General features: G+C 37.2%; 20 protein-coding genes, 2 tRNA genes and 1 other RNA gene. All 23 read left to right on the top strand.

The genetic code is table 11. From position 1 onward, the window contains the following. The 23 genes from PHO70_02460 (at position 1) to rnpB (ending at position 23,965) form a co-directional block, all read left to right on the top strand. Complete coding sequence (locus PHO70_02460) at positions 1 to 1,299, top strand: DUF1015 domain-containing protein (GenBank protein ID MDD5431831.1); 1,299 nt, start codon at positions 1 to 3, stop codon at positions 1,297 to 1,299. Continuing rightward, the gene (gene accD / locus PHO70_02455) at positions 1,296 to 2,141 is read left to right on the top strand and encodes an acetyl-CoA carboxylase, carboxyltransferase subunit beta (protein ID MDD5431830.1); all 846 of its coding nucleotides are present in this window, start codon (positions 1,296 to 1,298) and stop codon (positions 2,139 to 2,141) included. The genes PHO70_02460 and accD overlap by 4 nt, the downstream gene beginning before the upstream one ends. A 7-nt stretch (positions 2,142 to 2,148) precedes the next feature. Then, on the top strand, positions 2,149 to 3,252 hold the full coding sequence (gene ugpC, locus PHO70_02450; protein MDD5431829.1) for a sn-glycerol-3-phosphate ABC transporter ATP-binding protein UgpC: 1,104 nt from the start codon (positions 2,149 to 2,151) through the stop codon (positions 3,250 to 3,252). A gap of 25 nt (positions 3,253 to 3,277) precedes the next feature. Beyond that, entirely contained in the window at positions 3,278 to 4,642 is a 1,365-nt protein-coding gene (locus PHO70_02445; protein MDD5431828.1) for a sensor domain-containing diguanylate cyclase, read from the top strand. 18 nt (positions 4,643 to 4,660) lie between these two features. Next, on the top strand, positions 4,661 to 5,656 hold the full coding sequence (locus PHO70_02440; protein MDD5431827.1) for a GGDEF domain-containing protein: 996 nt from the start codon (positions 4,661 to 4,663) through the stop codon (positions 5,654 to 5,656). 188 nt (positions 5,657 to 5,844) lie between these two features. After that, complete coding sequence (locus PHO70_02435) at positions 5,845 to 6,765, top strand: ROK family protein (protein MDD5431826.1); 921 nt, start codon at positions 5,845 to 5,847, stop codon at positions 6,763 to 6,765. Positions 6,766 to 6,769: 4 nt separating this feature from the next. Further along, on the top strand, positions 6,770 to 7,417 hold the full coding sequence (gene fsa / locus PHO70_02430) for a fructose-6-phosphate aldolase (GenBank protein MDD5431825.1): 648 nt from the start codon (positions 6,770 to 6,772) through the stop codon (positions 7,415 to 7,417). Then, a complete protein-coding gene (gene lptD / locus PHO70_02425) occupies positions 7,417 to 9,717 on the top strand; it encodes an LPS assembly protein LptD (GenBank protein ID MDD5431824.1) in 2,301 nt (766 codons plus the stop codon). Before fsa ends, lptD begins: the two co-directional genes overlap by 1 nt. Positions 9,718 to 9,735: 18 nt before the next feature. Further along, entirely contained in the window at positions 9,736 to 11,037 is a 1,302-nt protein-coding gene (locus PHO70_02420) for a UDP-glucose/GDP-mannose dehydrogenase family protein (GenBank protein ID MDD5431823.1), read from the top strand. Further along, on the top strand, positions 11,030 to 12,337 hold the full coding sequence (locus PHO70_02415) for a nucleotide sugar dehydrogenase (protein ID MDD5431822.1): 1,308 nt from the start codon (positions 11,030 to 11,032) through the stop codon (positions 12,335 to 12,337). The genes PHO70_02420 and PHO70_02415 overlap by 8 nt, the downstream gene beginning before the upstream one ends. Next, complete coding sequence (locus tag PHO70_02410) at positions 12,334 to 13,269, top strand: SDR family oxidoreductase (GenBank protein MDD5431821.1); 936 nt, start codon at positions 12,334 to 12,336, stop codon at positions 13,267 to 13,269. Before PHO70_02415 ends, PHO70_02410 begins: the two co-directional genes overlap by 4 nt. A 19-nt stretch (positions 13,270 to 13,288) precedes the next feature. Next, positions 13,289 to 14,227 carry an SDR family oxidoreductase gene (locus PHO70_02405; GenBank protein MDD5431820.1) on the top strand — a complete coding sequence of 313 codons (939 nt, stop codon included), beginning with the start codon at positions 13,289 to 13,291 and terminating at the stop codon, positions 14,225 to 14,227. A 158-nt stretch (positions 14,228 to 14,385) separates the two neighbouring features. Continuing rightward, on the top strand, positions 14,386 to 14,973 hold the full coding sequence (locus tag PHO70_02400) for a CvpA family protein (protein ID MDD5431819.1): 588 nt from the start codon (positions 14,386 to 14,388) through the stop codon (positions 14,971 to 14,973). Beyond that, entirely contained in the window at positions 14,970 to 15,839 is an 870-nt protein-coding gene (locus PHO70_02395) for an NGG1p interacting factor NIF3 (protein ID MDD5431818.1), read from the top strand. Before PHO70_02400 ends, PHO70_02395 begins: the two co-directional genes overlap by 4 nt. A gap of 41 nt (positions 15,840 to 15,880) precedes the next feature. After that, positions 15,881 to 17,641 (top strand): DNA primase, encoded by a 1,761-nt coding sequence (gene dnaG, locus PHO70_02390; protein ID MDD5431817.1) that lies wholly within the window; start codon positions 15,881 to 15,883, stop codon positions 17,639 to 17,641. A gap of 19 nt (positions 17,642 to 17,660) precedes the next feature. Further along, positions 17,661 to 19,253, top strand: coding sequence for an RNA polymerase sigma factor RpoD (rpoD, locus tag PHO70_02385; GenBank protein ID MDD5431816.1), 1,593 nt, complete (start codon positions 17,661 to 17,663; stop codon positions 19,251 to 19,253). Positions 19,254 to 19,258: 5 nt separating this feature from the next. Further along, entirely contained in the window at positions 19,259 to 21,490 is a 2,232-nt protein-coding gene (locus PHO70_02380; protein MDD5431815.1) for a diguanylate cyclase, read from the top strand. Between the two features lie 2 nt (positions 21,491 to 21,492). Further along, positions 21,493 to 22,029 (top strand): hypothetical protein, encoded by a 537-nt coding sequence (locus PHO70_02375; GenBank protein MDD5431814.1) that lies wholly within the window; start codon positions 21,493 to 21,495, stop codon positions 22,027 to 22,029. Positions 22,030 to 22,181: 152 nt separating this feature from the next. Then, a tRNA-Ile gene (locus PHO70_02370) sits at positions 22,182 to 22,254 on the top strand. Positions 22,255 to 22,260: 6 nt separating this feature from the next. Beyond that, a tRNA-Val gene (locus PHO70_02365) sits at positions 22,261 to 22,334 on the top strand. A gap of 25 nt (positions 22,335 to 22,359) precedes the next feature. Next, the gene (locus tag PHO70_02360; GenBank protein MDD5431813.1) at positions 22,360 to 23,076 is read left to right on the top strand and encodes a C4-type zinc ribbon domain-containing protein; all 717 of its coding nucleotides are present in this window, start codon (positions 22,360 to 22,362) and stop codon (positions 23,074 to 23,076) included. Positions 23,077 to 23,085: 9 nt separating this feature from the next. Then, complete coding sequence (locus PHO70_02355) at positions 23,086 to 23,499, top strand: ribonuclease HI family protein (GenBank protein MDD5431812.1); 414 nt, start codon at positions 23,086 to 23,088, stop codon at positions 23,497 to 23,499. Next, positions 23,499 to 23,965: RNase P RNA component class A (rnpB, locus tag PHO70_02350), an RNA gene on the top strand. Before PHO70_02355 ends, rnpB begins: the two co-directional genes overlap by 1 nt. The last annotated feature ends 14 nt before the right edge of the window (positions 23,966 to 23,979 follow it).

Genomic DNA, 23,979 nt, shown 5'->3' with positions numbered 1-23,979 from the left:
ATGACTAAAATACTTCCTTTTTCAGCTTTAATTTTTAATCAAGATAAGAACAAGAATTTGTCCAAAGTTGTCTGTCCTCCATATGATGTAATTTCTCCAGCCGACCAGAAATATTATCTTGAAGCAGACCCGCATAATTTTATTCACGTATTATTTAGAAAAGATTCAAGCATTGAAGACAAGTATAAGGCTTCAGCTGAATGCTTCAGGGATTGGATAAAAGAAGAGGTGTTGGTTCAAGATAAGTCTCCCGCGATATATTTTTACAGCCATCAATATAAGATTAAAGGTGAGACAAAGGTAAGGCTTGGGTTTATATCTCTTTTACGTCTCCCTGAGAGGAGCGCTGGGGTTTTTGGGCATGAACATACCCGGACCGGCCCCAAAGAAGACAGGTTTAAACTTTTAAGGCAGGTGAAAGCTAATTTAAGCCCGATATTTGCTATTTTTGCAGATAATAAACGCGTAATTCAGCGTTTATACCGTCAGCATATCCAAAATAAAGAACCTTTTATTGAAGTAACCGATAGGGATAAATGCGTGCATAAAATCTGGAGGCTGGATTCCCCCGAACAGATTGATTTGATTCAATCAGGTATGGAGGATGAGAATATATTTATTGCCGACGGCCATCATCGCTATGAAGTTGCTTGTAATTATCGTGAGGAGATGAGGCAGAAGCTTGGAAAACTTACCGGGGATGAGAGTTTTAATTATGTCTTAGCTTATTTTACGAATACCGACCTTCGCGGGCTTACGATTTTACCGATTCATCGCCTTGTAAAGATGGAAACCAAGTTTGATTTAGAAAATTTTAAAGCGAATATTAAGGATTATTTTGATATTGAAGAAATTAAAGATAAAACCAGGTTTTTCTTTCTTTTGGAAAAATGCGGCAATTCAGAGCATGTGTTGGGTATGTATAAGGATAAAAAGTTTTGGTTATTAAGATTAAAAAATGTTAAAATGCTTGATAAGGTTATTTCTGACAAGCCAAAAGAATCAAGGTCTTTGGATGTCTCAATCCTTAATTATTTAATTCTAAGAAATGCTTTTGGGTTTAAATTAGAAGAAATCGATAATCATGAAAATCTCACATTCAGCAACGATGCGGAGAAATTTATTGAGGAAGTGGACGCAAACAGCAAATATGTCGCATTCTTCTTAAACCCGGTTAAGATGCAGCAGATAATTTCTGTCGCATTAAATGGAAACAAGATGCCTGCCAAATCAACTTTCTTTTATCCTAAGGTGCTTTCGGGTTTGCTTATTCATAAATTTAAGGAAGATAAGGAATAAATATGGCACTGTTTGGAAAGCCAAAATACACGATAGTCCGCTTAAAGAAAAAAGAAATTCCCGATGGGCTTTGGACAAAATGCGAGAATTGTTCCGAGGCTTTGTATAATAAAACATTGGAGGAGAACCTTAAGGTTTGCCCAAAATGCAGCTATCATTTTCCTCTGACTGCCTATGAACGCCTTGATTCAATTCTTGATAAAGACAGCTTTAAAGAATTTGACAAAGATTTAATTTCAGCTGATCCTTTGGATTTTAAAGGGCCAAAGACTTATAAAGATAAATTAGCTGCGGACCAAAAGTCAACAGGGCTTAAAGATGCTGTTGTCTCCGGGGAAGGCCTGTTAGATAAAAAAAATGTAATCATCTGTGTTACTGATTCACGCTTTATAATGGGTTCTATGGGTTCTGTAGTCGGGGAGAAGATTTCCCGTGCGATAGAAGCTGCAACTAAAAATAAACTGCCTCTTATAATTGTTTCCGGTTCCGGGGGAGGGGCAAGAATGTATGAAGGTATACTTAGTCTTATGCAGATGGCGAAGACCTGCGCTGCGCTTTCTTATCATAAACAAGCTAAGCTCCCATTTATTTCTATATTGACAAATCCAACTATGGGTGGAGTTATGGCTTCTTTTGCTGGTATCGGGGATATAATTATTGCTGAGCCTAAGGCTTTGATTGGGTTTGCCGGGCCACGCGTTATTGAGCAGACAATAAGGCATAAATTACCCGCCGGATTTCAGCGTTCTGAATTTCTTCTAGAGCACGGTATGGTTGATATGATAGTAAACCGTAAAAATCTAAAAGAGACTTTGGCTAAATTATTAGTTTATCTGAGTTGATGAGAAAATGGCACAAGTAAGCTTAAAGGATGTTTCAAAAATTTATTCGGGCCAAATCCGTGCTGTTGATCAAATCAATTTAGGTATTGAGAATAAAGAATTCATGGTTCTAGTTGGCCCCTCAGGTTGCGGCAAGTCTACTACTTTAAGGATGATTGCGGGGTTGGAGGATATAAGCGAAGGGGACGTTTATATCGGTGATAAGAGGGTAAATGACGTTCCTGCAAAAGACCGCGACATCGCTATGGTATTTCAGAATTATGCGCTTTATCCACATATGACAGTTCTAGAGAATATGTCATTTGGGCTTAAATTGCGCCATATCCCAAAAAAAGAAATAATTCAAAGAGTTAATGATGCGGCTGAAATTTTAAGCATTAAGCGGCTTCTTCACCGCAAACCAAAAGAACTCTCCGGCGGAGAAAGGCAGCGCGTTGCGGTAGGGCGTGCAATAGTAAGAAAACCCAAGGTTTTCTTGTTTGATGAGCCGCTAAGCAATCTTGATGCGAAGATGAGAGTTCAGATGCGCACAGAGATTCATAAATTACATATCCGCCTTCAAACCACAATTATTTATGTAACCCATGACCAGGTTGAAGCTATGACTATGGGCGATAGGATTGCAGTGATGAAAGACGGGTTATTGCAGCAGGTAGCAGATCCTATCAGTATTTATGACCACCCTAAGAATAAATTTGTCGCGGGCTTTATTGGTTCGCCGCCAATGAATTTTATGGCCGGTAAAATTATCAAAAAAGAAGGAAAGCTCTATTTTGACGAAGGGAAAGTTTTTGTAAAGATAGTTGAGGATATGTATAAGGTTTTGGCAAAATATGTAGGTAAAGAAATAGTTCTTGGTATCCGTTCTGAAGATATTTACGATAAGCTTTTTGTTTCAGAGGCTCCTCCCGAGAATATTGTAAGGGTTAATTGCGAAGTGTACGAACCGATGGGTTCAGAAGTGTATTTATATTTGAATACGGGGAAGCATACATTTATCGCCCGTGTCGGCGCACATGATAAGCCAAAGGTCAATCAGGATTTGGATGTTGTTTTTGATATGAGCAAAGTCCATTTTTTTGATAAAACCACCGAAGAGACAATTTGTTAATATATAAAAAAGCATAGTTGAAATTATGCCATTACCCGCATTTTTCAAAAATAACAAGAAATGCAATTTAAAGCGGGCCACCAACAATGATAATTCTGGAATTAATCAATCCCCCAGTTTCTTTAAAATAATCTTTCCTTTTTTATTTTTTGTTTTTTTGTATTTTATCCTTCCTTTGATTCTGATTGTGGCATTTTGCCAGCATCCATTTATTATTTCAGCCTTGTATATTTTGGCGGTAGTAGTTGTTATTTCTTTATTCTTAAGAAGATACATTGACAAAAAGTATAATCTTGTTTATAGGACGCAGGTTATCCAGGAGAAGCTGAATGTTGTCTTGCATGAAGATTCCCTTGAGATAAAAAATAACCTGGCTTTAAACGAGAAGATCAGCCGTTATAACCGCCTCAAAGAAGTAGCCGAAGTTATTAATCAAAGTCTGGAATTAGATACTGTTGGTCAAAAACTCGCTGATATCGCCTCTTCGCTTATAGCCAACAATAAAGGTGTCTGCCTTTTGTACTTAGTAGATCCCCACACGCAAAAACCAACCCTCTTTAAGACAAAAAAAGAAAAAGATTTTATCGTTAAAGAAAAGGAAGGGGATGTTTTTGATTTTTGGGTATTAAGGCATTCGAACCCTCTTTTAATTGAGGATATAAAAAAGGATTTTCGTTTTGACCTGGAAAAGTTGGTTTTGCATAGCGAAGGGCGTGTTGTTTCTTCGTTAATCAGCTCTCCCTTTGTAAGTGAAAATAGATTGTTAGGATTAATGAGGCTTGATAATCCTAAACCCAATGCTTATTCTCAAGATGATTTAAGGCTGCTTTCTACAATTTGCGATTTAGGGGCCGTGGCTTTGGAAAATGGAGAATTTTACCAGCAAACAGAGCAATTAGCAATGCATGACGGCTTGACTTTGTTGTTTACGAAAGGATATTTGATTGAGCATCTAAAGGAAAAATGCAAGAAAGGCTTAAGACAGAATATAGCTTTTTCCTTGCTGATGCTGGATGTTGATTATTTTAAGAACTATAACGATTTGTATGGGCATTCTGCAGGAGATATTGTATTAAAGAAAATTAGCCAAAAAATAGTTGATTCCTTGAAAAATTATAACCCTGAAGTAAGCCGTTTTGGGGGAGAAGAATTTTGCGTGATTCTTCCGGATACGGAAAAAGATAAAGCTCTTGAAATAGCAACAAAACTCTGCGAAGAAATCAGGGATGAGAAAATTGTGTTAAGAAGGCAGGAAACTCATATTAGTGTTTCAATAGGGGTTGCAAGTTTCCCGTCTGATGCGTCCGATGAAGACGGTTTGATAAAAAAAGCTGATTGCGCCATGTATGAAGCAAAACAGAATGGAAGAAACAGGGTAGTTTCTGCCTAAGGCAAGGAGAATGTTTTGGTGTTAGTAATCTTTTTAATTATATTAACCATAATTTTGTATTTTCATTTGGATAGAGAGCTTAATGCAAGGTTTAGCAAAGAACTTTGCCTTCATGAAAAGATTAAGCGTGAATTTGAAGAGGTGAGCAGTAAAAATGAATTAGTAAAGAAAGAAAATATTTTCCTGGATAATAAAGCTTACGAAATTATTGCCTTGTATGATATCACAAAAGCTATTAACAAAACTCTGGATGAAGACAAGATGTTTGTGTTTTTTAAAGATAATATCAAGAAGTTTATTAATATTGATGATTGTGTGTTTATTAAAGAAGAAGCAGATGTTGCTAAATACAAAAAATATACTTTATTCCCTCTTGTTTTACAGAGAAAAACTTACGCGTATCTTGCAGTAAATAATTTATCAAAAGAAGATATGGAGAAGTTCGATATATTAGCGCATCAGTTTCTTCTTGGGTATAAAAGGATACAACTTTATAAAAAGATTCAGGAAATGACCATTATAGATTCCTTGACTAAAGTTTTTAACCGGAGATACTTCTTGGAAAGGTTTTTTGAAGAATTTAAGCGTTCAAAGAAGCTTAGGCTTAATCTTTCTTTCTTAATGGTAGATATTGATAATTTTAAATCATATAATGACCATTTCGGCCATTTGGTGGGAGACGCGATCTTAAGGGAAGTTTCAAGGATTATAAAAGAGAATATAAGGCAGGTGGATTTTGTAGGCAGGTATGGAGGAGAGGAGATTGCTATTGGGCTGACTGAAACTAGTATTGAGCAAGCCCGCCTTGCCTCAGAGCGTATCAGGAAGGAAATTGAATCAAGGAAGATCAAGATTTACGATGAAGAGATTATGATTACGGTAAGCATAGGAATTGCAGCCTTCCCAAATAGCGCTGCAAATCCGGAACGTTTGATAGAGAACGCTGATAAGGCTTTGTATATGGCAAAGCATTCAGGTAAGAACAGAGTTTGCCTGTATCCAAATAATAATTGATAGCTATCCCGCAAAAAGCTTGCGGGATTAGTTCGGCCATACAATTTACGTTCATCGCCTTCGGCTCTTCCGTAAATTGTGGCCTCACTAACTATAACTATTGCAATTGGTTTGATTTTAGGATAAAATACCTTAATTTAATAATTTAACAATTTAAGGCAACTTTAAAGGTATCATAATTCTTAGATATGGCAGCTAGATATTTAATAGGAATAGATTTAGGCGGCACAAATTTAAAAGTAGCCCTCTTGGATTTAAATTACAAGATTAAATCCAAACAATTCCTTCCTACACAGAGTTATAATAACAAAGAGAAACTGATTAACGCAATCTGTTATTTAGTTAATAAAATCATCAAAGATAATTATTTAAATAAAAAAGATATCTATGCAATTGGGATTGGTTTGCCCGGGCCAATTGATGCTGAGCACGGGGTGGTGCATTCCCTTACTAACATAGCTGGCTGGAGAAATGTAAAGCTTAGGAATATTTTGGAAAAGAAGCTGGCACTGAAAGTTTTTATAGATAATGATGTTAAGGTTATGACTCTTGCTGAGTTTAAATTAGGAAGCGCAAGAAAATTTAAGAATTCGCTTTGCCTTACGTTGGGCACCGGTGTTGGCGGAGCTTTTATCCTTGATGGGAAAATCTTTCGCGGGACAAATAATGCTGCGGGTGAAATTGGGCATTTGCTTTTAAATGAAGATGGCCCGAAATGCAATTGTGGCGGGAAGGCTTGCCTTGAAACATATATTGGCAATTCAAGAATCCAAGAATTTGCTAGAAAAGTATTTAAACGCAATATCACCCTTGAAGAAGTTAGTTTATTAGCTAAAAAACAAAATAAGCTTGCAATTGATGTTTGGAAGAGGGTGGGTTTTTGTTTAGGTTTGGCTTTAACTGGAGTAACGAATATATTGAATCTTGATGCTGTTGTAATTGGCGGGGGAGTATCAAAGGCCGGAAAGATTTTATTTGATGAGGTAAGAAAAACAATAAGATCGCGTGGAATGCATGTTCAGGCAAAACACGTTAAAGTTTTAAAAGCTAAATTAGGAAATGAAGCGGGTTTTATTGGGGCAGCCATTCTTGCTAGGGAGGGTTTTTAATCATATGAAAATTTTTATTGATACTGCCAATGTCCTTGAGATAAAAGAAGCGATAAGCCTGGGTGTTATTGATGGGGTAACAACTAATCCATCATTAATCGCTAAAGAAAAAAAGCCTTCAATAGATGTTTTAAAAGAAATTTGTTCTTTGGTAGCTGGCCCGGTCAGCGCTGAAGTTATCAGCCTTGAAGCACAGGGAATGGTTAAGGAAGCAAGAGAATTGGTCAAGATAGCTAAAAATATTGTTATAAAGGTGCCTCTTGTTAAGGAAGGCTTAAAAGCAGTTAAAATTTTATCCGATGAAGGCATTAAAACCAATGTTACTCTTTGTTTTTCTCCTTCTCAGGCTTTATTAGCTGCTAAGTGCGGCGCTACTTATATATCGCCTTTTATAGGCAGGCTTGATAACATAAGCCAGGAAGGCATGCAGTTGATTGCAGATATAAAGCAGATTTATTCAAATTATAATTTTGCAACACAGATTATTGTTGCTTCAGTGCGTAATCCTATGCATGTTGTTAATGCCGCAAAAATTGGAGCCCATATTTCTACTATTCCGTTTGCGGTTATTGAACAATTGATTAAACATCCTTTAACGGATATTGGAATTGCAAGATTCTTAGAAGATTATAAAAAGATCCCTCAGAAATAATGATAATTAATAGAAGCTCAAATTTAAAATTCAAGATTAAGGTAATACCAAGCGTAGTTAGTGTGTTATCTGTTTTTATTCTTGGAAATCTTTGTTTAGCTCAGGAAAAACCCGCAGAAGAACAAAAACCTATCGTTGAGGTAGCCGCTGATAATGTTGAACAAATAGCAACACCTCTAGCCGTGCAGGAAAATGCCATAGATATTCCTTCCAAAGGCGTTAACATCGAGCCAATTACTTTAAACGGAGACAGGGTTGAATATTTAACCGATAGCAGAGAAGTGGTTATCACGGGCAATGTAGAGGTGGTTTATAAAGGCGCAAAACTTACTTGTCAAAAACTTACTTTAAATACCCAGACAAAAGAAGGGCAAGCGGAAGGAAAAGCCCGGCTTGAGGACAAAAAGGGAGAAATAGAAGGAGAGAAGATTAGTTATAACTTTGAGAATAAAACCGGGATAATACTTGATGCGGCTTTTAGGGCTAATCCTTATTTTGGTAAGTCTGAAAGTGTAGTTAAGGTTGATGACAATGAGTTTATTTCTCATAGAGGTTACATGACAACTTGTAATTTTGACCAGCCTCATTGGAAGATGAAGACAAGAAAAGTTGATTTCTTTATGAAAGATAGGGTGCAGATGAAGGATGCATCTTTTTTTATAGGCCCTGTCCCTCTTTTATATTTGCCTCAGTTCAGCAAGAGTTTTCATGACCCTTTTATGCATGTGCAGGTTACTCCCGGAAGCAGTAAGGATTGGGGAAAATTTGTAACAAGTGCATGGAGGTATAATCTTAATGAGAATTTGGATGGGCAGATTTTCTTTGATGTCAGGCAGAAGATGGGCATAGCCGAAGGATTCGGAGCCAACTATAAAACTCCCTGGGTTGGCAAGGGTGATTTTAAATTCTATTATACTCATGAAACTCCAAGCGGGCTTCCTGATGGGTCACCTAATAAATTCAACCGGTATTTTGGACGGTGGCGGCATAAATGGGATATTGATGATAATACTAATGCCATGTTTGAATTCTATAAGACTGTAGACCAAAAAAGAAAGATGCTTGGCCAGGACTTTAATGTTTTAAAAGATTATTTTCGCAATGAATATGACATAGATTCACAGCCTCCGAGCTATGCTTCAATGCACCACAATTTTAGCAATTCTTCTTTAGATATCATTTTGCAGAATAGGACGAATAGCTGGTATACAAGTAGTTATTTAGAGAAGATTCCTGAGGCAAGATTTTCCCTGCCTTCTGTTAAATTAGGTTCAACCCGGTTTTATTTTGGAAATGATACCACTGCTGCCAATTTGAACCTAAAGAATCCGGGTAATCCTGATACGCACGTTAATAGGATTGATACAACTAATAAGTTTTCTTTTCCTATGAAAGTGTCAATCTTTTCTTTTACGCCTTTTGTCGGAAGCAGGCAAACTTTTTATGACAATGATGTCTATGGCCAAGCGGTAATCCGGAATATGCTTATAACAGGGTCTGACATCAGTACGAAATTCTATAGAGTATTTAATATAAAAACAAATTTCATCGGGTTGGATATCAATAGCTTAAGGCATGTTATTACCCCGACCATAGGTTATAGTTATAACCATCAGCCTACTATAGTTAATTCTAGGATAAGGCAGTTAGACGGAGTTGATTCAATCACTCAAACTAATCAGGCCTCCCTTGGCTTAACAAATAAATTACAGACAAAAAGAAATGGGCAAAGTGTTGATTTGGTCAATTTCCTTGTTTCAACTCCTTACATAATTAAACCAAAAACTGGAGATAAACTGGGGAGTAATTTCTCCGATATTGATTTTGATCTTGATTTGATCCCTTATTCTTGGTTAAGAGTAAGTGCGGACGCTAAGTACAAGCATTCAGGGAACCGTTCTGATTCAGGGTACGGCCGTTTTGCCAATGTTAATCTAGATGTCAATTTCAATTTTGGCACAGACCGAGGTTTTGGTATCAGCCAGCATTATGAAAGAAAAGGCCAAAATTGGATAACATATAATTTTGACTGGAGGGCTAATCCCAAATGGAAGGTTTCGCTTTTCCAGACTCGCGAGAGAGGGCATAAGCCGGGTATTAAAAGAGGGATGAGGGAGCAACAGTATACTATTACAAGGGATTTACATTGTTGGGAAGCAGATTTTACTTTCAATTCCAGGTATAATCATGGAAATACATTTTGGTTGATTTTTAGGCTTAAGGCTTTCCCTGAAATGGAATTTGAATTTAATAAGAGTTACAGTACGCCGACTCCCGGGACTCAAAACATTCCTAAATAATAAGGAGAAACAAATTAAATGAAAATATCAATTGTTGGTTCAGGATACGTTGGGTTAGTTACAGGTACATGCCTTGCGCAATTAGGCAATAAAGTTATTTGCGTGGATAATAATCCTAAAAAGGTAAATAGCCTAAAGAAAGGTATTATCCCGATATATGAGCCTGGTTTAAAGGAGTTAGTTTTAAGCAATGTAAAAAGCAAAAGGCTTATCTTTAGCACAAGCATTAAAGATGCAGTTAAGAATTCAGAGGTAATTTTTATTGCTGTGGGGACTCCTTCTTTGGAAAACGGCGAGGCTGATCTTACGGGGATAGAAAATGTCGCTCGGAATATCGCCATTAATATGGATAGTTATAGGTTGATTGTTGAGAAGTCAACCGTTCCTGTTGAAACCGGAAAATGGGTTGAAAAGACCATCTCAACTTATATCAAGCGTAATATTAAGTTTGACGTTGCGTCTAACCCGGAATTCTTAAAGGAAGGGACTGCAATTAATGATTTTATGCATCCCGATAGGATTGTTATCGGAGTTGAATCAAAAAAAGCCCGGGAAATCCTGATGGATTTATATGAGCCGCTTAAAGCGCCGATAGTAGTTACCAATATCAAATCGGCAGAACTAATCAAGCATGCCTCTAATGCTTTCCTAGCCACCAAGATTTCCTTTATCAATGCAGTTTCACGTATCTGCGATGAGGTAGGGGCTAATGTTGAAGAGGTTGCCAAGGGAATAGGTTTGGATAAGAGAATCGGCCCAAGTTTCTTAAAAGCCGGTTTGGGGTATGGGGGGTCATGCTTTCCTAAGGATTTAGACGCGTTCATTACGATTTCAGAAAAATTGGGCCTAAAGTTTAATATGCTTGAAAGTGTTAAGGATATTAATGAGCAACAGAAAGAGTATTTCTTTAGAAAAATAAAAGATGTATTGTGGGTAATTAAAGATAAGACTGTAGCTATTCTAGGTTTAGCCTTTAAGCCTGATACTGATGATTTGCGAAATGCTCCTGCGTTAGATTTAATTAGTAAGCTTAAATTGGAAGGGGCAAAGGTCAAGGTTTATGATCCCCAGGCAATGGAAAAGGCAAAAGAAGATTTAAAAGGGGTTACTTTCTGTAAGAATTCGTACGAAACAGCCAAGGGGGCTGATTGCTTGATAGTTGCAACCGAGTGGGATGAATTTAGGGAGTTAGATTTTTTAAAGATTAAAAAATTATTAAGACGGCCTTTGGTTTTTGATGGCCGCAATATTTACGATTGTGAAAAGATGAAAAAATTAGGGTTTGTCTGTGTGGGGATAGGGAAAGGTAAGAATGGTTAACATCGCAGAATTAGAAAAAAAGATTTTAAAAAAGCAGGCAAAATTAGCTGTTGTAGGCTTAGGTTATGTAGGTTTGCCTTTAGCGCTTGAATTCGCAAAGAAGAATTTTGAAGTTTTAGGCATTGAGATTGACAAGGACAGGCTTTCGCACATCGCAAGAAAAGAATCTTATATTACAGACGTTACTACCGAAGAATTGAAGAATGCTATTAATAAAAATAAATTCAGCGCGACTTCTGATTTCGGAAAATTAAAGAATATTGATGCGGTAATTATTTGTGTTCCTACCCCGTTAAAGAGGAAGTATCATCCCAATATTTCCTATATACAGGAAGCTGTCAAATCAATTGCGAAGAATTTAAAGGTTGGTTGTTTGGTTATTCTGGAAAGCACAACTTATCCCGGGACTACGGATGAAATAATACTGCCTCTTTTGGAAAAAGACGGGTTAGTGCACAATAAAGATTTCTATCTTTGTTTTTCTCCGGAGAGGATTGATCCGGGTAATGTTAAATATCCTGTAAATAAAATTCCAAAGATTATTGGAGGAATTAGTAAAGAAGCAACCAGGCTGGGGGTCGCTTTGTATGGAAGGATAATTGAAAAGGTTGTACCTGTTTCTAACGCAAGGACTGCGGAAGTAGCAAAATTACTTGAAAATACCTTTCGACTTGTAAATATCGGGTTAATTGATGAGATGGCAATGATGGCGCATAAGATGGGTATAGATATCTGGGAGGTTATTGATGCTGCAAGCACAAAACCTTTTGGGTTTATGCCGTTTTATCCCGGCCCGGGAGTGGGAGGCCATTGCATACCGAAGGATCCTTTGTATCTTTATTGGAAGGCTAAGCATTTCGGATTTCGTTCTAAATTTATCAAGCTTGCCTCTGATGTGATTAATTACATGCCGGAGTATGTTGTTTCGCGCATAGAAGGATGCTTAAAGAATTCTGGCAAGCATTTAACGAATGCAAAAGTTTTGGTTGTGGGGGTAACTTACAAAAAAGATATAAAAGATTTACGTAAGTCGCCCAGCATAGATATAATCCGTGAGCTTCAGGCCAAGAATGTACAGGTTTCTTACTTCGACCCTCTTATCCCATATTTAAAAGTTGGGAATATAAATCTTAAATCAGTGGAGCTGAAAAAAGAGGCTTTAGGAAAATTTGATTGCGTGGTAATTGCAACTAACCATTCTTGTTTGGATTACGAATTCATTCTTAATAATTCAAAGCTTATTTTTGATACTCGGAATGTCTATAAGCATATAAAGGATAGGAAGGTGGTAATATTATGAGTAAATTCCTTGTAACGGGTGGAGCAGGTTTTATCGGTTCGCATATTGTTCATGCTTTGGTAAAAGCTAAGCATTCAGTGAGGGTATTAGATGATTTTTCAAGCGGTAAGACTCAAAACTTAGAAGGCGTGCTTAAAGAAATTGATTTGATTAAGGGGGATATACGTTGCTTTAATACTTGCCTTAAGGCTACTAAAGGAATGGATTATTGCCTGCATCAGGCAGCATTAAGAAGCGTGCCAAAATCAATGAATAACCCTTACGAATATAATGACGTAAATATAAACGGGACATTAAACATGCTTTATGCCTCCCGGGATAATAAGATAAAATCTTTTGTGTGCGCTTCATCAAGCTCCGTTTACGGGGAAACAAAGAATTTTCCCGAGAAAGAATCCTTTTTTCCCGATCCTATTTCTCCTTATGCATTATCTAAATTAACCGGGGAATATTATTGTAAGATTTTTAGCGGCCATCACGGATTGCCGACGGTTAGCCTTAGGTATTTTAATGTTTTTGGCCCGCGCCAATCGCTAGATGATGAATATGCTGTAGTAATACCTAAATTTATAACTAATATGTTAAAGAATGAAGCGCCTCCAATTTTCGGGACAGGAAAACAATCGCGCGATTTTACATATGTTGATAATGTTGTTCAGGCAAATATCCTTGCTGCAAAAACAAAAAAAGCATACGGCGGGGTTTTTAATGTCGCAAGCGGTAAAGACTATACAATATTAGAGCTGGTTAAGTATTTAAATGTTATATTAAACAAGAATGTCAGCCCTAAATTCTTAGATAAACGCCCAGGAGATGTTTTTAGGACTTTAGCTGATTTGACTAATTCAAAGAAAGTTTTAGGTTTTAACCCCAAAGTTTCTTTTATCGAGGGGTTAAAGACTACGGTTGAATATTTTCAGAAAAACTTTTAATGCAAGGAAGGTTAGTTTAATGGAAAAAAGAGTAGTTGTAATTACTGGGGGAGCCGGGTTTATAGGCTCGCATTTATGTGATCGGCTTTTAAAAGATGATTTTAAGGTTGTCTGCTTAGACAATCTTAAGACTGGGAATATTGAAAATATCAAGCATATCCTTAAACATAAATATTTCCGATTTGAAAATAGGGATGTTACGAAATATATTGAAATTAAAGGAAGGGTTGATTATTGCCTGCATTTTGCATCTCTTGCCTCGCCGGAAGATTATCTAAAGTATCCTATTCAAACTTTAAAGGTGGGCTCCCTGGGAACGCATAATGCTTTAGGTTTATCTAAAGCCAAGAAATCAGTGTTTTTGCTTGCTTCTACTTCTGAAGTCTATGGCGATCCTTTGGTCCATCCTCAACCAGAGAGCTATTGGGGGAATGTTAATCCTGTTGGCGTTCGCGGTTGTTATGATGAATCAAAGCGTTTTGCCGAAGCGATTACAATGGCATACCATAGAATTCATAATGTAAATACGAAAATAGTAAGGATTTTTAATACCTACGGGGAAAGAATGAGGATTAATGATGGCAGGGTAGTGCCGAATTTTATCAATCAAGCGCTTCATAACAAGCCCTTAACAGTTTATGGAAGAGGGGAACAAACGAGGAGTTTTTGTTATGTTGATGACTTGGTTGAAGGCATTGTCCGCCTGATGAAATCCAAAATCAATGACCCAGTTAATTTAGGAAACCCAAATGAATTTACCATTTTAGAGTTAGCAAGGTTTGTAATTAAGATGACTGCCACAAAAAGCAAATTAATATACAAACCGCTACCTCAGGATGACCCACGCCAGCGCCAGCCTAATATTAAGAAAGCTAATGAATTACTTAAATGGAAGCCTAAGATATTGCTGGAAGAGGGGTTAAGCAAAACTATTGATTGGTTCAAGAATAATCGATAAAACTAAGAATTCTTACTGCTTATATTCTTCTAACCCGCAGCAATTCTTAAAGTTATAAAAAAGAAAGCGCTTTCCTTGACAACCCATTTTTAATATGTTATACTTGAGCAAATTTCCTACCTGGTTATAAGTTAGAGTGAAGAGTTTATCAAAAAAATATGCCTGAAATTTTAAGACAGATTAATTGGGTTGATATTTCAATTTTTGTCATCATTTGCCGGGTAATATTTATTGCTCAGGAAAAAGGTTTGGCTGTTGAATCTTTTAAACTTCTGGGCACCATTCTTGCAACTTATTTGTCGTTACATTATTTTGTTCAACTCGCTAATTTCCTAAGAGGCAACGTAATTTTAGGTAGTATCCCGGAACACCTGTTTTATTTTCCGTCTTTACTTCTTTTAAGTACCATTGGGTATTTATTTTTTGCTTTTTTGCGCAAACTTTTAATAAAGTTCTTAAAGCTTGAAGAAGCTCCCGGCCTTAATAAGTGGGGCGGGGTTATCCTTGGTGCGTTAAGAAGTTTGCTCCTTAGCGGTTTAATTATATTTATACTTGTTTTTAGTTCAAGCGCTTATCTTGAGAAGAGTATTAGGAATTCGTATTCTGCAAATTTCTTTTATAGGGTGCCTTCTGCAGTTTACAGTGCGATTTGGAATGGTTTGCTTTGTAAATTAATCAGTAATGAAAGTTTCAATAATATGGTTTTAGATTTTGGCATCCAAAAGAAGAAAGAAGAGAAGAAATGAAATTATCGCGTTTATATCAATTAGCTATTAAATATGGGAGCTTGCGTGATCCTAGGAATAGGAATCGCAGTTTTAATTATGCCGATTCCGCTATACTTTACGGGAGAGCGGATACGGAAGTTAAAAAGATTATCGTTGGCATAGACGTTGAAGTAGGTGAACTTTTGCTTGCCGAAGAAATTCGTAAAAAGCAAGGGCTTGATTTGGTTATGTCGCATCATCCCGAAGGTTTCGCTTATGCAAGCCTTTATCAGGTTATGCAACTTCAGGTTGATGTGTTAAAAAAAGCAGGTGTAAATGAAGCTATTGCTCAAAAACTGCTTGATGAAAGAAAACTGGAGGTTGAAAGAAGGCTTCTTCCTCAGAATCATACAAGGCCGGTTGATGCCGCAAGATTATTAGATTTACCATTTATGTGTGTACATACTCCCGCGGACAACCATGTTTATGCATTTATTAATAATTTAATGGCCAAGAGAAAACCTAAAACGGTAAAAGATATTGTTTCAGTGCTTTTAGATGTTCCTGAGTATCAGCTTGCTGAAAAGAGTTTTACCGGGCCAAAGATTATCGCAGGTTCTCCGCATAGGATGTCTGGAAAAATCCTTGTTGATATGACAGGAGGAACTGAAGGGTCTAAAGATGTCTTTGATAAACTATATAAAGCAGGTGTGAGAACCTTAATAGCAATGCATTTGGGTGAAGAGCATTTTAAAAAGGTTAAGGACGCCAATCTTAATGTAGTTATCGCAGGCCACATCTCTTCTGATACGTTAGGCCTTAATCTTCTTTTGGATAATATTGAAAGAGAAGAGGCATTCCAAATAACCAGCTTCTCTGGGTTTAACAGGATTAAGAGAAATTAACCAACATTTCCTTTCTTAAAACTTAAACATAATTTATTAAAATGATTGGTAGAATCCCGGATAATATTTTAGAAGATATTTTAAGCAGGGTTGATATAGTTGAAATAATTTCCGGCTATATTCCCCTTAAAAAAGCAGGAAGGAATTTTAGGGCTTGTTGCCCGTTTCATCATGAAAAGACGCCTTCCTTTATGGTGTCTCCGGACCGGCAGATATACCATTGTTTTGGTTGCGGAGAATCGGGAAACGCTTTTAAATTCCTTATGCGCCATGAGAGAATGGATTTTCCAGAGGCTGTCCAGCTTTTGGCAAGAAAGAGCGGCGTGATTTTGCCGGAAACCAAATCTTCCGATAACGGTGCTAATAGTATCTCAACAGAACTCTTTAAGATAAATGAATTAGCAGCTTTATTTTTTGAGGCAAACTTAAATTCCCAATTAGGCGCAAAAGCAAAGGATTATTTTCTCAAACGGGGGGTAAAACAGGAAACCTTAAAATTGTTTAAGCTTGGGGTTACTTTTGATAAGTGGGATGCGCTTATTACTTACTTAAGGAATAAAAGTATTAATTTATCTTTAATTGAAAAAGCCGGGTTAATCCTGCCAAAAGAAAATGGTGGTTACTACGATAGATTTAGGAATAGGATAATATTCCCTATTTTTGATATAAGATCCCGGGTACTTGCTTTTGGAGGCAGAGTTTTGGATAATTCAACCCCTAAGTATCTTAATTCTCCGGAGACGCCTGTTTATGTTAAGGGAAGGAATTTATACGGGTTAAATTTAGCAAAAGATAGCATCAGAGAGAATGATTTTGTTGTTATTGTTGAAGGCTATATGGATTTTATTATGCCTTTCCAGGAGGGCTTTAAGAATATAATTGCTTCTTGCGGTACAGCACTTACCAATGAGCAGGCGCGCCTCTTAAAAAGATACACAAATAAAGTTGTAATGGTTTACGACGGAGATAAAGCAGGGGAGCTGGCGTCATTGCGAAGCCTCGATATTTTTATTGAAGAGGGCATGGATGTTAAGGTTGTGATACTCCCCCAAGGACATGACCCTGATTCATTTGTGTTAAAAGAAGGAGTTGCTAAATTTAGAGAAGTAGTTTTAAATGCTTACAATCTGTTTGATTACAAGTTGAAGATATTGCGAAACCGGCATAATATTAAAGAAGCAGAGGGGAAAAGGGATGTGGCGCTTGAGATGCTCTTAACAATTAACAAATTCAAGAATTCTATTATTAAAGCTGAATACATAAACAGGCTTTCTGAAGAAATTGGAATTGGAGAAGAGCATATCCTTGAAGAATTGGGCAAAATCAAGGCTCCGGCTTCCCGTTTTGAGCCTGTTAAGGAAGTTTCTAAAAGAAATCTTCAAATTAATCCTACGGAGAGGCTTTTAATAAAGTTGATGCTTGAAGAAAAGAATTTAATTGATAAGCTAAGAAATACTCTTGCCCCGGATGATTTTCAGGATCAAAGGGTTTCCAAGATTGTTTCAACAATGTTTGAGCTATTTGAAAAAGGAAAAAATATTGAAACAAGTTCTTTGATGCAGCATTTTAACGATGTAGACATAGACCAGATTTTATGCGAGTCGTTGTTTCTTCCGGAATTATCAATGGATAGCAAGGAGAAAGTGGCTGATGATTGCGTGAAGCGTTTAAAAGAAGAGAAGGTGAAACTAAAAAAGAAAAACCTTCATAATGAGATAGCCCGGGCTCAGAAGTTAGGAGATGAGCAGCGGCTCTCGGAGCTTACTGAGGAATTTCATAATTTAATCAAAAAATTTAATTAAATTTTCACGGAGGAGTTAAATGGCAATAAAGAAAAAAGAAGTTAATTCAAAAGAGATGGAGAAGATCATAGCATTAGGCAAGCAAAAAGGTTTTTTGACTTACGATGAAGTAAATGAGATGCTGCCTGAAGATATGTCAAGTTCTAGTGATATTGACCGCTTGTTTGAGCTTTTAGGTAATGAAGATATAGAGGTTATTGAAAATTCGGAAGAGAAAGTTGCTGATAAGTCAGACAATGTTTCAAAGGAAGACTTGAAAGATGATCTTAAGGATGAACCCAAAGACGATATTAAGGACGAGCTTAAGGATGATCCTATCAACGAGCAGATTAAGGTTGAGGATCGTTTCTTGCCATTGGATGATCCGGTTAAAATGTATCTTAAACAGATGGGTTCAATATCTTTGCTTTCCCGGGAGAATGAAATTGATTTAGCTAAGAAAATAGAGGATGCTGAGGATAAATTTAAAAGAGCAGCTTTGGTAACCAGGTTTGCCCGCACTGAGATGATTCTTGTGGCGGAAGATATCTTGGAAGAGAAATTAAGTTTGGAAGAGCTGGTTAAAGAGGATGTAAAAGTAAGAAAGAGCGTGCAACTAAGGATTAAAAGAATTATTTCTAATGTTAAACATACGCGTAGTGAAGCAGGCGTCCTTGAGTTGTTGCTGAAGCTTAATTTTACTACTTCGGTTGTTGAAACTATAGTACGTAAATACTTTAGTTTAATCAGGGAACTTGATAAGCTGCGTCACAAAAGTAAGCGCCCTAACGCAAGAAGCCGTGAATTATTGAGGCAGTTAGGCGTGCCGTATCCGAAACTTAAAGAACAGATAAAATTAATTCGTTCAGCGCATCTAAAGTTCAATCGCACAAAGAAGCGTTTGGTTGAGGCAAACTTAAGGCTTGTTGTCAGCATTGCGAAGAAATATACAAACAGAGGGCTGTCTTTCCTGGATTTAATTCAAGAAGGGAATATCGGCCTTATGCGTGCCGTTGAGAAATTTGAATATAAAAGAGGGTATAAATTCTCTACTTATGCTACTTGGTGGATAAGGCAGGCAATAACGCGTTCTATCGCGGACCAGGCCAGGACGATCCGTATACCTGTGCATATGACAGAAACAATCAATAAAATCATTAGGTATTCAAGAATCTTTGTGCAGGAAAATGGCCGCGAGCCGACTCCGGAAGAGATTGCTCAGAAGATGAGGATGCCTCAGGATAAAGTAAAATCAATATTGAAAATCGCCCAAGAGCCAATTTCTCTGCAGATGCCTATTGGTGATGAGGGAGACACTCATTTCGGAGATTTTATTCAGGATAAGAAGGCTGTTTCTCCTGCTAACGCAACTGTTCATTCAATGTTAAAAGATGAAATGAATTCTGCGTTAGGGACATTAACCGACAGGGAGAAGAAAATATTGATTTTGCGTTTTGGTATCACTGATGGCTGCCCTCGGACTCTGGAGGAGGTCGGCAATGTATTTAAGGTAACTCGTGAAAGAGTCCGCCAGATTGAAGCTAAGGCTTTGAAGAAATTAAGGCATCCAACTCGTTCAAGAAGGTTGCGCACTTTCTTGGATATGACACTTGAACATCAGAGAGAATATTAAAAAATATGCCCGGGCAGTCAAATTTTGATAACAAGACCGAAGAGCAGTTAAACGAAGAGATAAAATCTTTGCAGAGCCGTTTGACGGAACTGGAAAAGACAGAATCCAAGTTTAAGTGTGTTGAAGATGAGCTTCGTAAGATTGAACTTCAGCAACGCGCCATCCTTAATAATATTCCAGATATCGCCTGGCTTAAGGATAAAGAAAGCAGGTTTGTCGCCGTTAACGATTCGTTCAGTAAGTCATGCGGTTTAAGTTCGGAAGAGTTGGCTGGCAAGACTGACTTTGACATTTGGCCGCGTGAGCTAGCAGAAAAATACAGAAATGATGATAAAGAAGTAATGGATAAAAAGAAACGCGAGAGTTTTGAAGAAAAATTAATTGATAAACAAGGAAATGTGAAATGGATAGAGACCGTTAAAACACCGATTTATAATAGCAATGGAGATGTAATCGGGACTACCGGCATTGCAAGGGATATTAGCCAACGCAAGCTAATCGAGGACAGATTACGCGAGGCAAGGTCGGAGTTGGAAATCCGGGTTAAGGTAAGAACAGCAGAATTAACTAAAACAAACGAAGACTTGCTAAAGGAAGTTAAAGAAAGAAAAAAGATTGAAGTCTCTTTGCGTAATTCGGAACAACAGTACCGCACTACCATTGATTCAATTTCCGACGCCATACACGTAGTTGATAAAGATTTAAAGATTGTTCTTTTTAATTCTTCTTTTGTAGATTGGAATAAGAATTTAGGCCTGGATGTAGAAATGGCGGGGAAGAGTATTTTTGAAGTTTTCCCTTTTCTCCCTGAAAAAGTTAAAAATGAATATAGTAAAGTCTTCAAAACAGGAGAGTCTCTCCTTAGTGAAGAAGTCACTAAGTTTTCTAATAGAGAAATTGTTACTGAGACGCGCAAAATCCCTATTTTTATTGAAGGGGAAGTGCGGCAGGTGCTAACAATAATCAGGGATATTACATATAGAAAATTAGCAGATAAAAAGTTAGCTGAGCTAAATGAAGAGCTTCTTAATTCTAATGTAAAACTTAAAGAATTGTCTCTCTTTGATTCTTATACCGGCCTTTATAATCACCGCTATTTGGAGAACGCAATTGAAGCAGAGTTTTTCCGCGCAAGAAGATATGCGCATGGGCTTGCCGTTATTATGCTGGATATTGATTATTTCAAATCTATAAATGATGTTTATGGTCATCAGTTTGGAGATTTGGTATTAAAACAATTTGCAAAACAATTGAAGAATATGGTTCGCCGTTATGATATTGTGGTTAGATACGGAGGAGAGGAATTTGTTATTGTCTCTCCGGGTATTGACAGGCCGCAGGCGCTAAATTTAGCTCAAAGGTTGTTAGATGCATTAAATCTTTATAACTTTGGCGATAAGGAACATACTGTTAAATTGAAACTTAGCTTGTCAGTATCAAGCTACCCTGAAGATAAAGCAATTAAAGGAGTTGATTTAATTAATTTGGCAGATCATATTTTAAATAAAGTTAAAGAATTTGGCGGCAATAGGGTTTATTCATCTTTGGATTTGAAAAAAGAAAAACAAAATAAGGTTTCTAAAGCCAAAGAAACTCCGGTAGTTAAAGTGCTTAAAGGCAGGATTGATAAACTTACAAAAAAAGCCAATCAAAGCCTTGTAGAATCAATATTCGCTTTTGCAAAGACGATTGAGTTAAAAGACCGTTATACTGGAGAGCATGTGGAAAACACCGTCCAGTATGCTACGGATATCGCAAGAGCACTCGCACTGCCTAAAGAAGAAATAGAATTGGTTAAACAAGCAGCTATGCTGCATGATTTAGGAAAAATTGGAATTAGCGAGAAGATCTTACTTAAAGAATCAAAGCTTTCAAAAAAGGAATTTGAAGAGATAAAGAAGCATCCTCAGATTGGCGCTGATATTATAAGGCCAATTCAGTTTTTGCATGGTTTGATACCTTTTATTTTTTATCATCATGAAAGATGGGATGGAAAGGGTTATCCGAGTGGAATTAAAGGAGAAGAAATACCGATGGGCGCTCGCATTATCGCTATTGCTGATGTTTTCCAGGCGTTAATAAGCGACAGGCCTTATCGTAAAGCATTTTCCAAGAAAGACGCGATAAAGATTATCGAGGAGGGGGCAGGTTCGCAGTTTGACCCTTCAATTGTTTCAATATTCTTAAAGATTCTCCAAGCAAAAAAACCCAATAAAAGAAGGGGAAAGCGAGGATAGCAATGCGAGTAAAGTTTCTTTATCTATTTTTAGCGTTATTTCTTTCTGGTTGCCTTACTTCAAGTGGAAGTGTTAATAATAAAACGAAGGATAATAAAGTATTTGTAGTTAAGAAAGCCGATTTAAATGGTGATATGTTGATTGAGATTGTTACCGCTGAAGATCAAAAAGACCAGGTATCTAAGGGCCGTGTTGCGGTAATGAGAAAAGACAAGGGTGAAATCGGGAGTTTTTCTGTTCCCGGCCATTTTTCTAATCTGGAGCTTATAGAATTAGATATGGATGGATGTAAACAAATTGCTGTCCGGTCAAAAGATGATAGTAACCGTACTTATTTTACGATCCATAAGCTAAAGAATATGAACTTAGTTAAGATTTTTGAAATTAGCAGTGATTCAGGGATAGAAACAGAATTTGATTCAACTATCCCGCGTATAAGAGTAGCTAGGAATATTACCAAAGTAGATGGGTCCTGCCAGATTAAAGAGATTAAATGGGCTACATGGGTTTGGACCGGGGATAGGTTTATTAAAGAATAAGCTTCTCTAACCCATTGCGGTGCTTATTTTTTCTTGCCTTATACTTAAATTTCGTGTATAATTTTAAATCTTAAGGTAATAATGATTTATAATATGGTCCTATGGCTATGAATTTAGTCTGCTGTGGGGATCATTCTAACTAATCTGCTTCGGGGCCCATAGCTCAGTGGTCAGAGCAGGTGACTCATAATCACTTGGTCCGGGGTTCAAATCCCTGTGGGCCCAGATTACGGGCGCATAGCTCAGTTGGTTAGAGCGCTACATTCACATTGTAGAGGTCATAGGTCCGAGTCCTATTGCGCCCATATTTATAAAAAAGGAGAGTATATCTTGTCTAATGTTGATTTAAGAACACAGATAGGTAGCCTTGTAAAATTACAGGCAATTGATAGTGAGATTTATACTCTAAATAACGAAAAAACCGCTAAGCCTGCTGAAATTAAGGTAATGGAAGCATCATTTGAGGCTAAAAAACAAGGATTAGCGGAGTTAGAAAAGAAATTTCTTGATTTTCAGAAACAGAGAAAAGATAAAGAGTTGGAGTTGGCTTCAAAGGAAGAAGCAGGAAAGAAACTTCAAGGCCAACTATATGCTCTTAAGACAAATAAAGAATATCAGGCGATGCTGCAGCAGATCCAGGATTCAAAAGCAGACGGTTCTGTTATTGAAGATAAGATTTTAGAATTGTTTGACCTTTCGGATAAAGCGAAAAAAGAAGTTGAAGCTGAAAAAGAAAGGCTTAAGGGAGAAGAAAAGGTTTTTGTTGGTGAAAAGAAAAAAGTTGAAGACAGGATTAAAGAAATTGACGATAGGCTTTCCCAATTAGAAGCACAGCGAAAACAAGTTTTGCCTGAAATTGACCCAAAGATATTATCTCAATACGATAGGATTCTTCTAAACCGCGATGGCCTGGCAATTGTTGCGGTAAAAGGGAATAATTGCGGAGGCTGCAATATGTTTGTCCCTCCTCAGGTAATAAATTTAATAAAAATGTATGAACGTTTGGTTACTTGTGAAATATGCAATAGGATCTTGTTTGTGGAATAATCTTTATCAATGAATAAGATTGATTTATATATAGATGGCGCGTCAAAAGGAAATCCCGGGCCTGCTGGTATAGGGGTGGTTTTGTGTTCAGGTGGGGAAGTTGTAAAAAATATTTCTGATTTTATTGGGAATGCTACAAATAATGTTGCTGAATATACAGCGCTTATCTATGGATTGCAGGAAGCATTAATTTTAAAGGCAAGAATTCTTCAGATTAATACAGATAGCCAATTGCTCGCAAGGCAGATTAACAAAGATTATAAAGTCAAACATCCTAACATCATACCTTTGTATAACCAAGCAATTCGTTTGATACAGGGGTTTGAAGAAGTCTGCGTGAAGCATATCCCAAGAGAAGAAAATTCTGGCGCGGATAAATTGGCTAATTTAGCGATTAAGAAGGCAGTAAAAAGTAAAAATTAAGGCAAGCAGAAGGTGGTCGCTTCCGCACTTAATTGGTGCGGGGGAGGAAAGTCCGGGCTCCAGAGGACAAACGCGCTCTTTAATTGAGAGGGGTTTTGAAATTTTTCAAAGCCATGGAAAGTGCCACAGAAAATAAACTTCCCCCACACCAATTTTGCTATAGCATCTGCTATATAAAAATTGGTGTGGGGGTAAAGGTGAAAAGGCAGTGTAAGAGACTACCCTAAGCTGCAGTGATGCAGTTTGGACGGAAAACCCCGCGTGGAGTAAGGTGCAATAGTCCCGTTTTTCTCGCTATTAAAGCGAGTTGAAAGTGGTCCGCTTTTAGATATTATGGAAAAGATATCTGGACGGGAGGGTAAACTGCTAGAGTCCTGGGAAAAAGCCCAGGATCGAGAGAAATGATCACTTGGATGCGCAAGAATTCGCATTGATACAAAACTCGGCTTATTCTGCTTGCCTTTTAAATTTTTGGAAAGT

Source organism: Candidatus Omnitrophota bacterium, assembly GCA_028715415.1.
Lineage (GTDB): Bacteria > Omnitrophota > Gorgyraeia > Gygaellales > Profunditerraquicolaceae > JAQURX01.
Note: the sequence above shows the minus strand (reverse complement) of the source record. Positions and strands in the feature narration are given on the sequence as shown.

Excerpts from the sequence above, each read along its gene's own strand:
- PHO70_02400 (MDD5431819.1), top strand. The coding sequence starts at position 14,386 with ATGCCTGAAATTTTAAGACAGATTAATTGGGTTGATATTTCAATTTTT.
- PHO70_02435 (MDD5431826.1), top strand. The coding sequence starts at position 5,845 with ATGGCAGCTAGATATTTAATAGGAATAGATTTAGGCGGCACAAATTTA.
- PHO70_02445 (MDD5431828.1), top strand. The coding sequence starts at position 3,278 with ATGCCATTACCCGCATTTTTCAAAAATAACAAGAAATGCAATTTAAAG.
- rpoD (MDD5431816.1), top strand. The coding sequence starts at position 17,661 with ATGGCAATAAAGAAAAAAGAAGTTAATTCAAAAGAGATGGAGAAGATC.
- PHO70_02405 (MDD5431820.1), top strand. The coding sequence starts at position 13,289 with ATGGAAAAAAGAGTAGTTGTAATTACTGGGGGAGCCGGGTTTATAGGC.
- lptD (MDD5431824.1), top strand. The coding sequence starts at position 7,417 with ATGATAATTAATAGAAGCTCAAATTTAAAATTCAAGATTAAGGTAATA.
- dnaG (MDD5431817.1), top strand. The coding sequence starts at position 15,881 with ATGATTGGTAGAATCCCGGATAATATTTTAGAAGATATTTTAAGCAGG.
- PHO70_02460 (MDD5431831.1), top strand. The coding sequence starts at position 1 with ATGACTAAAATACTTCCTTTTTCAGCTTTAATTTTTAATCAAGATAAG.
- PHO70_02375 (MDD5431814.1), top strand. The coding sequence starts at position 21,493 with ATGCGAGTAAAGTTTCTTTATCTATTTTTAGCGTTATTTCTTTCTGGT.
- PHO70_02395 (MDD5431818.1), top strand. The coding sequence starts at position 14,970 with ATGAAATTATCGCGTTTATATCAATTAGCTATTAAATATGGGAGCTTG.
- fsa (MDD5431825.1), top strand. The coding sequence starts at position 6,770 with ATGAAAATTTTTATTGATACTGCCAATGTCCTTGAGATAAAAGAAGCG.
- PHO70_02420 (MDD5431823.1), top strand. The coding sequence starts at position 9,736 with ATGAAAATATCAATTGTTGGTTCAGGATACGTTGGGTTAGTTACAGGT.
- PHO70_02415 (MDD5431822.1), top strand. The coding sequence starts at position 11,030 with ATGGTTAACATCGCAGAATTAGAAAAAAAGATTTTAAAAAAGCAGGCA.
- PHO70_02410 (MDD5431821.1), top strand. The coding sequence starts at position 12,334 with ATGAGTAAATTCCTTGTAACGGGTGGAGCAGGTTTTATCGGTTCGCAT.
- ugpC (MDD5431829.1), top strand. The coding sequence starts at position 2,149 with ATGGCACAAGTAAGCTTAAAGGATGTTTCAAAAATTTATTCGGGCCAA.
- PHO70_02380 (MDD5431815.1), top strand. The coding sequence starts at position 19,259 with ATGCCCGGGCAGTCAAATTTTGATAACAAGACCGAAGAGCAGTTAAAC.
- PHO70_02355 (MDD5431812.1), top strand. The coding sequence starts at position 23,086 with ATGAATAAGATTGATTTATATATAGATGGCGCGTCAAAAGGAAATCCC.